We start from the raw sequence: 13,735 nt of genomic DNA, 5'->3' as shown, positions 1-13,735 counted from the left end.
ACTCGAAGCAGAGCCAGAACTCGAAGCAGAGCCAGAACTCGAAGCAGAGCCAGAGCTAGAAGCAGAGCCAGAGCTAGAAGCAGAGCCAGAGCTCGAAGCAGAGCCAGAGCTAGAAGCAGAGCCAGAGCTAGAAGCAGAGCCAGAGTTAGAAGCTGAACCAGAGTTAGAAGCTGAACCAGAACTCGAAGCAGAGCCAGAACTCGAAGCAGAACCAGAACTAGGAGCAGAGCTAGAGCTCGAAGCTGAACCAGAACTCGAAGCAGAGCCAGAACTAGAAGATGAGCTAGAGCTGGAAATCGAGCCGCACGAGCTTTTACAAGACATCGAAAGCACTGAACCACAAAATGTCGATGATATGTTGGATGCATTGGAGGCTGAAGAGGAGCTTGCTTCTCTCGATGACGAGCTGATGGCTGAAGATGTTGAGATCGACTTAGGTGATGATCCTCTTGGTGATGAGGTAGATTTGCTTGCGGAGGAGTCTCTTCCAGAAGAAGACTTTGTTACACCAAGTGCGCAGCTAGAAAGTTACCCCGAGCTTGAATTAGAAGAGGTTGATGAGCCTGAAATTTCATTGGATGATGAGCCTCAATCAGAGGGCATGAGTGAAACTGAGCGCCAATTAGCTCAGAGCTTAGATAGCCAACGCGATTTAAATGCAGACATTGAAGGCGATTTAGAAGAGTCATTTGGTGATGAATTAGATGATTTATTCGATGATTTTGATGAAGCACCAAATGCTATCTCTGAGAGTAATATTAGTGATGATGTGACACAGCCTCCTTTTATGGAGACTGAAGAGAGTGAGCTACCTTCAGAAGTTGAAGATGAGCTGGGCGACTTGGGCATTGATTTAGATACGCCATTTGATGAAGATGCTGCGCTGGCTGCTATGGATGAGGAATTACCGAGTAGCGAAGCCCCTCAAAATACAGAGCTTCCGATATCTGAACAAGAGTTGGAAATCGATCTCGATACGCCTTTTGATGAGTCTGCTGCATTGGCCTCTTTAGAGGCTGAAAGCTCAGAAACGTATTCGTCGAATGAAAATGATGAAATAGAAACCTCAGAATTGGCAGTCGATCAAGAAGCCAGTATTGACCCAGAAGCATTTTTAGCGGAGTTAGAAGAGGTTGCAGAGGCGGGCAGCGATGAGCAAGAAAGTTCAATAGATATCGATGAAAGAGCCATCGAAGATGAGTTTATGGCAGATTTAGAAGGTACGGATTTTGATGCTTTATTGGATGAATATGCTGAGCCAGAAGAGCTGACAGGAAACGTACAAGAGCCTGAATTGGAAGTCGACTTCGATGCATTGTTAAGTGAAGACCTAGATGAACAGTTCGAGATTGAAGATGATTTAGAGCAGAGTCATGAAGAATCAATGCCGGAAGACTTTGTGGAAATTGAAGACTTGATTGCACAAAGCGATGATGTTCTTACCACAGAGGAGCCTTACCAAGAGCCAAATATGGATGTCGGTCTTGATGACTTCGAAGATTTGCTAGCAGGAGATAACCCTAAGGATGTTGATTTAGAAGAAGATGGTTTCTCAGCAAAACTAGATTTGGCACGGGCGTATCTGGAAATAGAAGACTTTGACTCGGCAGTTTCAGCCTTGGAGGAAGTCATGGAAAATGGCCCTGAATCGGTACAAGCTGAAGCCCGGTTGCTAAAAGAGCAAATAAAATAGTGTGGGATAATTAACAAAGGGGGCGATATCGCCCCCTTTGCTTTTCTTCCCTTTGCCAATAGCATAAAATGCCCGGCTATAATTTAGTGAAGAGTTTGCAAGTGTATGCGTGTAGTACTAGGTATCGAGTATAACGGTGGCAACTACTCAGGTTGGCAACGTCAAAGTCATGTAAGTAGTGTCCAAGAAGAAATTGAAACAGCGCTTTCGCGGATCTGTAACCACCCCGTCGAAATTGTGTGCGCAGGTCGAACTGATGCCGGTGTGCATGCGACTGGGCAATTAGTACATTTTGATACCGATGCCGAGCGCGAAATGAGTGCATTTACACTTGGTATGAACTCGCAATTACCGGACGACATTGCGGTACGATTTGCCCAACAGGTTGATGATGAATTTCATGCTCGCTTTAGTGCCACAGCAAGGCGCTATCGTTATGTGATATATAACCATACTTATCGCCCTGGCATTTTAAGAAATGGAGTAACGCACTTTCACTACCCTTTAGATGTTGAAAGAATGCAGGCTGCATGTCCACATATGCTCGGTGAACAAGACTTTACTTCTTTCAGAGCTGTGCATTGCCAGTCCAATACACCGTTTCGAAATATTCACCACCTTCAGGTCAACAGGTTTGGTGACTATGTCGTAATAGACATCAAAGCGAATGCATTTTTGCACCATATGGTTAGAAATATCACAGGGTGCTTACTAGATATTGGAATTGGTGATCAGTCTCCAGAGTGGATGGCTGAATTGTTGGCGGTAAAGGATAGAACACAGGCTAGTGCAACAGCAAAACCTAATGGCCTATACCTAGTAGATGTTGATTACCCAGAAAAGTGGGGGATCCCGAAAATGTCTGTGGGTCCGCTATTTTTGCCGGAAGTCGAGATTAAACAATAAAAATTACAGAGAAGCTGGTAGCCATGCATAAGCTATTTAATTTTAGCAAGTAGCTGTCTATGTTGTGTGCATTAAAATATCAGTTCCTCATACGTCTATTACTTGTTAAGACTACTAAGACCAGTTTTTTATACCGCTGTTGCCTTAAACATGTTTTAATTGGGAAAATCTGTCTGTGTGCACAGACTAATATACAGAATAAAGACAAGAGAGTTGCCAATGAGTTGGTTAGAAAAAATCTTGCCTAAAGCTGCTAAATCGGCAGGTAAGAAAGAGGTACCGGAAGGTGTCTGGGCAAAGTGTACGGCCTGTGATTCAATCTTATATAAAGCTGAACTAGAAAAGTCGCTATATGTATGTCCTAAGTGTGATCATCATATGCGAATTTCAGCTCGTGAGCGCCTAACACGTTTCCTAGATGATGGTGAACTAGTTGAATTAGGCACACAATTTGAGCCTCAAGATGTTCTCAAGTTTAAAGACTCTAAAAAGTACTCAGATCGTATCACCGCAGCACAAAAGGTCAGTGGTGAAAAAGATGCTCTGATCGCGATGAAAGGTCGCTTGAAAGGCATGCCAGTTGCTGCTGTTGCATTTGAATTCTCATTCATGGGCGGTTCTATGGCGTCTGTTGTAGGTGCGCGTTTTGTAGCAGCCGTCAATGAGTGTCTTGAGCATAATATGCCATTAATTTGTTTCTCTGCATCAGGCGGTGCACGAATGCAAGAAGCGTTATTCTCACTAATGCAAATGGCTAAAACCAGTGCTGCACTTGCAAAAATGAGCGAGCAGGGCCTACCGTTTATCTCTGTGTTAACTAACCCAACGATGGGTGGTGTATCAGCTTCATTAGCAATGCTTGGTGACATCAACGTGGGTGAACCAAAAGCATTGATCGGTTTTGCTGGCCCTCGTGTTATCGAGCAAACAGTACGTGAAACCTTACCTGAAGGGTTCCAGCGCAGTGAGTTTTTACTAGAGCACGGTGCTATTGATGTGATTATTGACCGTCGTGAAATGCGTGACTCTCTAGCACGTATGATTTCTAAGTTTATGGACTTGCCTTCTACAGAACAAGAGCATAGAGTAGCGTAAATTTTTCGAAATTGAGCTAGCTATGTCACACATCAAACCTAGCCAATCATCGAGTTTAGATGATTGGCTTTGTTATTTAGAGCAACTACACCCTGCCAACATTGAGATGGGGTTAGAACGTGTTGCTCAAGTCGCCAATAATATTCACTTACTCGACACACCCAGTAAAATCATCTTGATAGGTGGAACCAACGGCAAAGGCACAACCGCGCGCTGTATGGAAGCGATGCTGTTAGCTCAAGGCTACTCGGTTGGTACATATGCATCTCCTCATCTTATTCGTTATAACGAGCGAGTTCGTATCAATGGCCAAGAATTAGAGGACCAAGATCACGTTGACGCTTTCTATCAGCTAGAGCAGGGTAGAGGCGAGACGCAGTTGACGTACTTTGAATATGGTACATTAGGCGCGCTTGCACTTTTTAAGCGCTACGAAGTGGACTATGTGTTACTTGAAGTCGGTCTGGGCGGTCGATACGACGCAACCAATATTGTCACTCCTTATGCTAGTATTATCACGACGATAGATCTTGATCATAAAGAGTATTTGGGCGATACACGCGAACTGGTTGGCTATGATAAAGCCGGTATTTTCAGAACCAACACACCTGCAATTGTGGGCGATTTGAATATTCCCCATACAGTGACGGATTACGGTTTAGAAATTGAGGCTGAAATGGTTTTATCCAAGCGCGATTTCTATTTTACTCCTCTTGAAAGTGGCCTGCGTTGGCAGTATCTAGATTATGATTTTACGCTTTCTCAACCTGCAATCCCTGCACAAAATGTTGCCACTGCCCTGACTGCCTTAGCACACTTGAATTTATTACCTGCTGAGCAAAAGGTACGTGATGTACTGGACAGTTTGCAAGTGGAAGGCCGTTTTCAGAAATTAAGTACCACGCCTTTGGTATACACCGATGTCGCGCACAACCCTGAATCTGCACGTTATTTACGTTCAAAGCTGCTTAACCTAAAAAATCAGGGCTTTAAAATTAACGCCTTAGTCGCTATGCTTGCAGATAAAGACAAAGCCGCGGTGATCGATGAACTAGGTGATGCCGTCGATAATTGGACATGTGCAGCCCTCAGTGGACCTCGTGCAGAAAGCGCAGAAAATATGCGCCAGGCATTGGTTAATACGCAACAAGAAGAGATCCATGCGTTTGAAAGTGTCTGTGAGGCACTAGATGCAATGCTTCCTGCGCAAGATAACAACTCAGCGCTGATTATTTTTGGCTCGTTCTTTACCGTTGCAGACGCAATACAGTATTGGAAAAATAGAGAGTAAAACGTGAACTCAGGATTTGTAAACCGCCTTGTAGGCACCAGCATCATAGTTATTGCTGCGATCGTTTTTATTCCAAATATTTTGGACGGCGAAAAAGTGCATTATAAAGAAGGGTTTCAACAAATTCCTGAGCGTCCAGAATTCAAATCTATTGATCTGCAAAAGCCTATTGACGCACGAGCTCAGATGGCTCCTGAGCCAAAAGCTGAAGTTGTTGAAGAGATCACCGCAGATGATGTCGACACACAACTGCCTGTCGACAGCACTGCTGACTCAGTATCAGAAGATAGTGCATTAGAAAGTCAGACTGTTGCGCAGTTAAAAGAGACTGATTCAAATGCAGAGGCTAAACCAAGTGGTATTGAGCAATCACCCGCACCAAAAGCTGAGCAGCCAATTACTGAACAAGTGAGCAAGCCAAAGCAAGTAGTCACAGCGCAGACTAAAGAGCCAAAACTGGCACGAACTGAAGATTCTAATTTTTCAAAAATGGCCTATGTGATTCAATTAGGTAGTTTTTCACATAAAGCTAATGTGGATGCACTGATCGCTAAACTGAAACTAAATGGTTTTAAAACTTTTACGCGCCCTGTCAAAACGCCTAATGGTACCCTGACCAAGGTGTTTGTCGGACCAGATTTAAATAAGCAAAAACTTGAAGCTAAGTTACCAGAACTAAAGAAGTTAACCAAGCTTAATGGTAGGCTTACCCAGTTCAAGGTTGCAAATTGATCTGGCAATTCTAGGGCGTGTCTTATAAAATGCGCCCAAAATTAACGACTTGTTGGTTATTATGATTTGGGTTGATTACGCCATATTTACAGTTGTCGGTATTTCTACCTTTTTTGGCCTAATACGCGGCTTTGTAAAAGAAGCTATGTCCCTTGTAGTTTGGGTTGGCGCATTCTTTATATCCAGTCTATTTTATCAATATCTATCCACTTTCCTTACCTTTGTTTCAGAACCCCTTTTGAGAAACGCAGCAGCAATAGCCATACTATTTGTCGCAACGCTGGTATTAGGTGGATTGGTTAATTTTATATTGGGCGAGCTGGTACAGCGTACCGGATTGTCTGGCACAGATCGTATTGTTGGCATCTTATTTGGTGCGATGCGTGGCGTGCTAGTGGTCAGCGCCCTGTTGTTTTTTCTCGATGCTTTCACTAAAGCCCCAGATACAGATTGGTGGAAGTCATCGGTAGTAATCCCTGAATTTGGATTTGTTATTGAATGGTTTTTTTCATATTTGGAAAATAATTCGAGCTTTTTAAATTCAGCAAACCGTTAATCGGCGAGGAATTTTTTAATGTGTGGTATCGTTGGGATAGTCGGAACATCACCTGTTAATCAGGCATTGTATGACGGCTTAACTGTTTTGCAACACCGCGGTCAAGATGCAGCTGGCATCATTACCATTGACAACAATACGTTTAGCCTTCGCAAAGCGAACGGCTTGGTTAAGGACGTGTTCCATACGCGTCACATGAAACGACTACAGGGCAATATTGGCATAGGTCATGTGCGCTATCCAACGGCTGGTTCTTCTAGCTCAGCAGAAGCGCAGCCTTTTTACGTAAACTCTCCTTTTGGTATTTCTTTAGCACACAATGGTAACCTAACCAATGCAGCTGAGTTGAAAGAGCGTTTATTTACCAAGGCTAGACGACATGTAAATACGACATCGGATTCAGAGATCCTGTTAAATATCCTTGCCTATGAGCTGGGTCGCAGCGATAAAATGAAGCTTGATGCAGACGATATGTTCACAGCTATTGCAGCTGTAAATGAGCAGAGCTCGGGTGGTTATGCAAGCATCGCGATGATCATTGGTCATGGCATGTTGGCATTTCGTGACCCACACGGTATTCGTCCGTTGGTATTCGGCAAACGTGATACTGATAATGGCACAGAGTATATGTTCGCTTCTGAAAGTGTTGCACTTGCGATAGATGGTTTCGACTTTGTACGTGATGTTGCACCAGGCGAAGCAATTTACGTGACAGAAGATGGGCAGTTCTTCTCAAAGATGTGCGCTGATAAAACAATGTTAGCACCATGTATATTTGAGTTTGTATATTTTGCGCGTCCGGATTCTACCATCGACAATATGTCGGTATACGCGTCACGTGTAAACATGGGTACTAAGTTAGGTGAAAAGATCCAGCGCGAATGGGCGGATAAAGACATCGATGTGGTTATCCCAATTCCTGAAACGTCATGTGATATTGCACTGGAAATTGCATCCGTACTAGAGCTGCCATATCGACAAGGTTTCGTGAAAAACCGCTATATCGGCCGTACCTTCATCATGCCAGGGCAGGAGCAGCGCAAAAAGTCTGTACGTCGAAAGTTAAATGCAATCGACCGAGAATTCGTCGGTAAGAATGTACTGCTTGTTGATGATTCGATTGTACGTGGTACAACTTCTGCGCAAATCGTAGAAATGGCCAGAGAAGCTGGGGCAAAGAATGTGTACTTTGCATCTGCGGCGCCAGAGGTGCGTTTCCCGAATGTATATGGTATCGATATGCCATCGGCATCTGAGCTAATTGCACATGGTCGAGAGTTAGAAGACATCAATGCGAGCATTGGCTCTGACGGTTTGATTTACCAATCAATCGAAGATTTGATCGCAGCGGTTCGCATTGAAAACCCAGAGATCAGTCAATTTGAGACTTCAGTATTTGATGGCCAATATATTACTGGTGATGTTGACCAAGAATACTTGAATCGTGTTGATGCGTTGAGAAATGACTCAGCTAAGTCGACGCGAGAAAAGGCAATGTCTGCAAGTCTTGAGCTACATAATCAAGAGACGGGCGAAGGCGAATAGTCTTAGCGTCACACTGAAGATGTAAAAAAGGGCGATGGTTAATACCATCGCCCTTTTAGTTTGATTTCGTTTTTAGGATAAAAGCAAAGGAAGCGTCAATCACAACGCTCCCCTAAGTAAATGTAGGGCTAATTATGCCATTCGTCCATAAAATCGCTGTGGCAGCCAAAATGATAACTAATAAAATAAGCCCACATGTCACCATTGAGCTTGCATAGATAAAACCGCGTTCCTCAGGTATATGCATTAGAATTGGCACGCCTGTATAAAGCAAGTAGACAGAGTAGGCTACAGAGGCAATGCCAATACTGACCACAAACCACAGTTCAGGGTAAACGGCCGCAATAGCAGACATAAAGAGTGGTGTTGAAGTATAGGCTGCTAATTCTAATGTTTGTGTAAAGGTTGGCGCAGCACCAAAAGTCACCGCCATCCAGTGAGCTAAGTAAGCAAGTGCAAATACGCCAATGATCAGGGCAAAATACATGGCTATGGCAATCAACAAGGCACTGTCGTGTGTGAGATAAACTGCGTCACCCGCGCCTATTTTCCAGCCTAAATGAACCGAAGAAATATACCCCATGATACTTGGAATAAGCGCGATCAATATCATATGAGATAGACTAAATGTGGCATTTTCATGATGATTGTCAATCGTTTGCCATTCCTCGATTGGGTGCGCATAGAGCCCCCACAAATGGTTTAAAATCATACAAAGCCTCTCTTTATTTTTGGGTGTTTTTTACACTACTTCAATTAACATATGAAATATTGGTTAAATTTTGTCAAGAAACTCGAGTTAAATGACTTGTTTGTTTGATCCCAATTAATCAAGGTTGAGCAATTGCAGAGCGTCAAGATAGAGTGCTATGCGCGGTGTGTGTTAGAATAGGTCATTAGTTCTATAAACTTTGATGATGATGTTAGACAAATACGCAGAGCTGCTTGCTCCTATATACGATTTTTTGGGCACCTGTACGCCGGATAGCTGGATTGACGAGGCTAAAAAACCAGAAAACTTGCAGCGATTACTTGTTGATCATATGCACTGTGAATTAAAAGCGGCGCAAAGCGCGGCTTTTTTGATCCGTAAATATGCGGTCGATAATGAATCTGCAAAAACCTTGCTTGGGTGGGTGAAGCCCTATGAGGATTTTGTATATCGTAAGGTGGGTGATGGTAAATTTACAGCCAGTAAAAATGAGTTAATTGGCAGTCTGACAGCAAAACCTGAGTTTGCCTATAATCAAGATATCCTTGAAAAAATGGTGCGTTTAATCAAAGAAGAGCTACATCATTTTGAGCAAGTTCTAGAAATTATTCAGCAAAGAGGTCTGCGTGTACAAAGTTTAAATGCATCTCGTTATGCTGCAGGCATGATAAAACATGTGCGTACATTTGAGCCTGCGGCGTTAATCGATAAACTGATCATAGGTGCCTTTATTGAAGCGCGTTCGTGCGAACGTTTTGCTAAATTAGCACCATTTTTAGACGATGAGTTGGCCCGGTTTTATGTCTCATTGCTACGTTCAGAAGCACGCCATTACCAAGATTATATTGAATTGGCTGAGCAAGTTGCACAGGCAACTGACCCTAAGCGCTTCGATGTTGCTGCACGCATCGCTGAATTCAAAATCATTGAAAATGCATTGATAGACTCACCGGATGAAGACTTTAAGTTTCACAGTGGCACACCGGTTAATGGCTCAGTAGCCGCATAAATTAGGTTATTTACGGCCCGCGCGTCTATTTGGAAAATACTCTATCTGCCTTTTTTTAAGCCTAGATGCGCGATACGCCTTTTCTCCTTTAAAAACTAGGCCAAACCATAGCAGGGCTGGCCAGTATAAAAAAGATAGGATCTCTAGATTCTCAAAAAAACTGTAGCAGATAAATACGGTCATTAAACACAATGCAGTTTGTGCGGTTTTAGAGTCTTGTGACTTCCATAAAAAATATACAAAGGTAATGGCCATAGGGACTGCAAGTGCTATCGCGCCTACGATCCCTTTAACAAATAATAGGCCATACCAGCTGTGATGTGAGCCAATGGGCATTCTCTCAACCAATTTAGGGCCGCGTTCAACAATACCATGCCCCCAAATTGGCGCTTCAGCTTCCCAACGTTGAATTGCAATATTAGCTAATGCTTGACGAACTCGCGTTGAGCCCGGTCGCTGCTGTTTTACCGCTTCATAGGAATCCATGATCCATTGATAAACTGGTTCTCCAAGTAACAAAATCGCGGGGATAAAAAAGCCAAGTAAAAATAAAAACCAAGGTTCTTTAAATTTGTCACTAAACATGACCATGGGAAAAAGCATGATAAATATGGCGATACCTGCACGAGATTGAGAGAGCAGCAGCATGGCCCAGCAGCCTGCGATTGCCCAGCGGCGAATGCGCGCATTTTGCTCTTGAAGGCAGAACACCAGATAGATACAGGCCATAAACCCAGCTGCTGGCGCCCAAGGCGTGAAGAAGCGCCATCTACCGGCTCCGGTTTCTGGGTTTATCCCGTAAAAGCTGACCATAAAAAAGCTTTCCCCAGGGCCCCCAATGACTTTTAATGGCGAGAGAAAAATATCGCCAGGAAGTCGGCCTAAATAAAAAATGAAAGAGACGACAGCGAAGATAAAGGTTTGTATTCCAATAATGCATACAGCGCGAACAATCACTTCTTTTCGAATTTGAATAAGGTTGCCAATCAGTGGAAAGAGCGCCAGCAGGGCCCACCCTTTCATCCATCCAATGGAAGATTTGATGGTTTTTCCTATGCCCAAAGACCAGTTGAAGTGCGCGATAATGAGTGCCACCAGCATCACCAGCATAGCGATTATCCAAAGCCATACCATCGGGTTTATCGTGGCGTGCTTTTTATCAACTTCAACATAGAGGCGGGTGATCACCATAGCGAATAACAGCCAACCGATCACGGAACCAAGCACATACAAAGTGCCAGTTAAAAAAGAAGGGTAGGTCAGTACAAGGCCAGCCCAGACGACAAATTCTTCTGAGCTGACAAACTCTTTTTTTTCACCGGGCAATGCCGATAGTAGCAGCATGCATTATCCTTTTGCCTTTGGTTTCTCAACGACCAGCGCCACGATCTCTCTGCGCTTATTGACCATAAATATAGCAAGAGATGTGAAAATCATTGCAAAAAGGGCTGCTGCAACCGCAAGGCCTTTTTTCGGGCTGACAGCTTTAAATGCCAGCGAAGGCGGCGTCATTAGCTGAACAATTGGATAGGACGCGAATACGTCGGCTTTACTCGCTTCTAGGCGCGCAGCAGCTGAAGTAAATACCGCTTCGGCTAAATCAAATTCACGTTGAAGGCGCTCAAGCTCAGCTGCTTCTCGCGCATAAATCTTGATTTTTTCGTTCAATAAAATTTGTGCTTGGTTTAGTTCAACTAATTTACCTTCTTTGCCTTTTTTAACTGCATATGCATTGATTAAATCAGCAAAAAGTTGTGCGCGTTTTGGGTTGTTTTTTAAATCCAGCGTCGTAAAAATATGCGCTGCATTTGGGCCGACTAAGCCTTGCGAGCGATTTCTGAGTGACTGTTTTGAATACTCAAAACGTGCAAATTCAGCTTTTACTTTAGGATGTCCATCTCCCCAGCGTGAGCGGTATTCGCTCAATTGAGAGGCACTAGAGGTGAGCTCAGACAAATATCCCCTGAACTCGCTGTCCGATTGCAATAAAAATGCTTGACCAGCCATGGCCGGAGATACGCCAAGATCGACACTTAGTTGGTTGACATAGTCGTCACCTTGGCCGATTTCAGCTTGGATCATTACCATTTTTTCTTTGATTGAAGACAGGGTTGCCGTTTCTCTTTGCAATTGCTCAGCAGAAACAATCAATGAGCGCTGTTGAAAATCAATAATATTATTACGGGTGGCATTGAGTCTTTCACGATATTGGTCTAACACAGCTTTGATACTCTCGTCACGGCGCTTGACTTCATCGGCACGAAGGTGATCAAGCTGTGCTTGGAGCGCATCATAAATAGCCCAAGCTTTGTTTTGGGCAAGCGTCGCGGATTTACCTGTGGTTTCAATATTCAAAATAGATGTTTGCTCGGTCAAGCGCACCTTAGGATTACCAAATTCTCGCGCTGTTAAATTGAGCGTTTTTGCTGCGCTGTCTAGCAAATTACGGCTCTTGATCATTTCTTTATAATTGACACGAGGGTTGTAACCTTTGCCAAACGGCGCGCTGGTCGATGATACAACCTGACCAACTTCATCAATGTTTACTTGGCTGTTGGCTCCGGTGCCTGGCAAAACAATATCAAAGTCGCTTTTATAGGTCGGTGCTTTTTGCAAATAAGCAATAACTAACAGCGTAATAACAACATAACTAATCGCACACGCTGCTAAATAAGGTCTATGTAACCAGCGGTATATCGTTGCTCTAAAGCGGCTGTATGGCGTTGTAACTTGAAGTGCTGTACCCATGATACACCTCCTAAAACACCTTGAATGGTGCGACTAAGTCTAAAACTGTTTGTGCTACATCTCTAAGGTTTGTAATGTCAGAGTCGTAACAAGCGATGGCGTCGTTTGGCATCACGTATGGATTTATTCTATCTCTGTAAGGCATACGCATTAATTGCTCAATTGAACGCTCGATAACCTGCGTTTGCTTGGTAATTGGGTGAGTGCTCACTAACACTACCCGGCGCGGTGCATTTGTGTATGATTTACCACCAACACAGTTTGCAGACACAGCCGCTTGTAACAATCTTGTGCCGTAAGGCAAGTTATTTGAAAAGCGTCCTATGGCTGCATTGGAATTGCTCTCTGCTGAGTCGATCAAATTCGACATAAAGACACGAAAGCCTTTTGGAGTAATTTGCGATGGCCTAACTAAGTGAGGTTGAAAGCACCCTGTACTAGGCACAATCACTTGGTCACCGGCAATCAATGCATAATCAGTAACTGGCTCGCCAGTTAAAATACCGGTTAGATCTACCTCAACTTGCCAGCCAGAACGAATTAAAATAACTTGGTCTAGTTTTGCGTCAGGACGAATACCGGATGCCGTTCTGACAGCTTCTGACAACAGACGTTTTTTGCTCTGATCGCCCGATGCTGCAAGACGCTCTTGCTGGACCTGTGATGGGATCGTTGCGTTTATCGTTACACGTCCTGGCTCAAACACCGCGCCTGATACTGGCACTTCTATCGCTGCTAAATTTAATACTTTGATATTGACATCAAGTGTGTGCGCTTTAAAAATATTGGCTCTGATCAGAGCTAGCTCAATACGTTCACTTAAATGCTTAGTAGTCAAACCAGCAGCAAAAATCGGTTCAATTACTGGCATTTCTAATAGACCTGAGCTGTCTAATATATAGCGTCCATTAAAGCCTTCACCATACTCCATGTTAATATCGATAAGATCGCCTGGACTTAGCGGTAAGGAACTTGCATCTTTCCCACCTAAGACCGGGACAGGTGCTTGATTGTTTGGATGCGTAACAATGGCTTTGTCGACACGGTACTGCTTTGAAATCGCGAACTCATTTGCGCCTGAGCAATCTAAACCTGCGGCAAATACCGTGCCCGGCTCCGCTGGATTAATTACCGTGCCTTGTGCATCAGGGTGGCCATAAAAACGGTCGTCGTTATCTTCTAACTCGGTTGTTCCGTCAATATGTGCACAGCCAGCAGTCAGCGCGATATTGCACACAAGTGCCAATATACTGAGCTTTGTTATGGTGCTGATGACTGTCATAGTCTATTCCTTAATGAAACGATACTAACTTAAATAAAGCATTAATTAGGCCAGTTGTCTAAATCCTTTAAAAACAGTGTTTTATGATTTTGTTTTGCATTTCAATAGAGGCGTTTTGCACTTTGCAGAGTGGGATGTTTGCAAAATAGAAAAACCAGCGATTGCT

12 protein-coding genes are annotated in these 13,735 nt (G+C 43.7%); 8 read left to right on the top strand and 4 right to left on the bottom strand.

What is annotated here, in order from left to right; genetic code table 11:
• The 7 genes from MHN81_RS11380 to purF all read left to right on the top strand — a co-directional run.
• On the top strand, positions 1-1,693 hold a 1,693-nt coding region (locus MHN81_RS11380), incomplete at its 5' end, for a FimV/HubP family polar landmark protein (protein ID WP_275446977.1).
• Between the two features lie 105 nt (positions 1,694-1,798).
• The gene (gene truA / locus MHN81_RS11375) at positions 1,799-2,599 is read left to right on the top strand and encodes a tRNA pseudouridine(38-40) synthase TruA (protein ID WP_023397193.1); all 801 of its coding nucleotides are present in this window, start codon (positions 1,799-1,801) and stop codon (positions 2,597-2,599) included.
• Positions 2,600-2,818: 219 nt separating this feature from the next.
• Positions 2,819-3,694 (top strand): acetyl-CoA carboxylase, carboxyltransferase subunit beta, encoded by an 876-nt coding sequence (gene accD / locus MHN81_RS11370; protein WP_023397192.1) that lies wholly within the window; start codon positions 2,819-2,821, stop codon positions 3,692-3,694.
• Between the two features lie 22 nt (positions 3,695-3,716).
• The gene (gene folC / locus MHN81_RS11365) at positions 3,717-4,985 is read left to right on the top strand and encodes a bifunctional tetrahydrofolate synthase/dihydrofolate synthase (protein WP_239425743.1); all 1,269 of its coding nucleotides are present in this window, start codon (positions 3,717-3,719) and stop codon (positions 4,983-4,985) included.
• A gap of 3 nt (positions 4,986-4,988) precedes the next feature.
• A complete protein-coding gene (locus MHN81_RS11360; protein WP_239425742.1) occupies positions 4,989-5,717 on the top strand; it encodes an SPOR domain-containing protein in 729 nt (242 codons plus the stop codon).
• Positions 5,718-5,778: 61 nt separating this feature from the next.
• On the top strand, positions 5,779-6,273 hold the full coding sequence (locus MHN81_RS11355; protein ID WP_023397189.1) for a CvpA family protein: 495 nt from the start codon (positions 5,779-5,781) through the stop codon (positions 6,271-6,273).
• 18 nt (positions 6,274-6,291) lie between these two features.
• Positions 6,292-7,818, top strand: coding sequence for an amidophosphoribosyltransferase (gene purF / locus MHN81_RS11350; protein ID WP_023397188.1), 1,527 nt, complete (start codon positions 6,292-6,294; stop codon positions 7,816-7,818).
• 112 nt (positions 7,819-7,930) lie between these two features.
• On the opposite strand, the gene MHN81_RS11345 is transcribed toward purF, so the two are convergent.
• A complete protein-coding gene (locus MHN81_RS11345) occupies positions 7,931-8,530 on the bottom strand; it encodes a Yip1 family protein (RefSeq protein WP_023397187.1) in 600 nt (199 codons plus the stop codon).
• A 208-nt stretch (positions 8,531-8,738) separates the two neighbouring features.
• On the opposite strand from MHN81_RS11345, the gene miaE reads away from it, so the two are divergent.
• Entirely contained in the window at positions 8,739-9,539 is an 801-nt protein-coding gene (miaE, locus tag MHN81_RS11340) for a tRNA isopentenyl-2-thiomethyl-A-37 hydroxylase MiaE (protein WP_036974862.1), read from the top strand.
• A 6-nt stretch (positions 9,540-9,545) separates the two neighbouring features.
• On the opposite strand, the gene MHN81_RS11335 is transcribed toward miaE, so the two are convergent.
• The 3 genes from MHN81_RS11335 to MHN81_RS11325 are packed head-to-tail and all read right to left on the bottom strand — an operon-like array spanning position 9,546 to position 13,569.
• Positions 9,546-10,883, bottom strand: a complete 1,338-nt coding sequence (locus tag MHN81_RS11335) for an O-antigen ligase family protein (protein ID WP_239425741.1) — start codon at positions 10,881-10,883, stop codon at positions 9,546-9,548.
• A gap of 3 nt (positions 10,884-10,886) precedes the next feature.
• On the bottom strand, positions 10,887-12,287 hold the full coding sequence (locus MHN81_RS11330; RefSeq protein ID WP_239425740.1) for a hypothetical protein: 1,401 nt from the start codon (positions 12,285-12,287) through the stop codon (positions 10,887-10,889).
• Positions 12,288-12,297: 10 nt separating this feature from the next.
• The gene (locus MHN81_RS11325) at positions 12,298-13,569 is read right to left on the bottom strand and encodes a polysaccharide biosynthesis/export family protein (protein WP_023397183.1); all 1,272 of its coding nucleotides are present in this window, start codon (positions 13,567-13,569) and stop codon (positions 12,298-12,300) included.
• Positions 13,570-13,735: the final 166 nt, after the last annotated feature.

The sequence above is a fragment of the Pseudoalteromonas sp. Of7M-16 genome, from assembly GCF_022347805.1.
GTDB classification, from domain to species: Bacteria; Pseudomonadota; Gammaproteobacteria; order Enterobacterales; family Alteromonadaceae; genus Pseudoalteromonas; species Pseudoalteromonas luteoviolacea_F.
The sequence above is the reverse complement of the archived record's forward strand: the minus strand, read 5'-3'. Positions and strand labels throughout refer to the sequence as shown.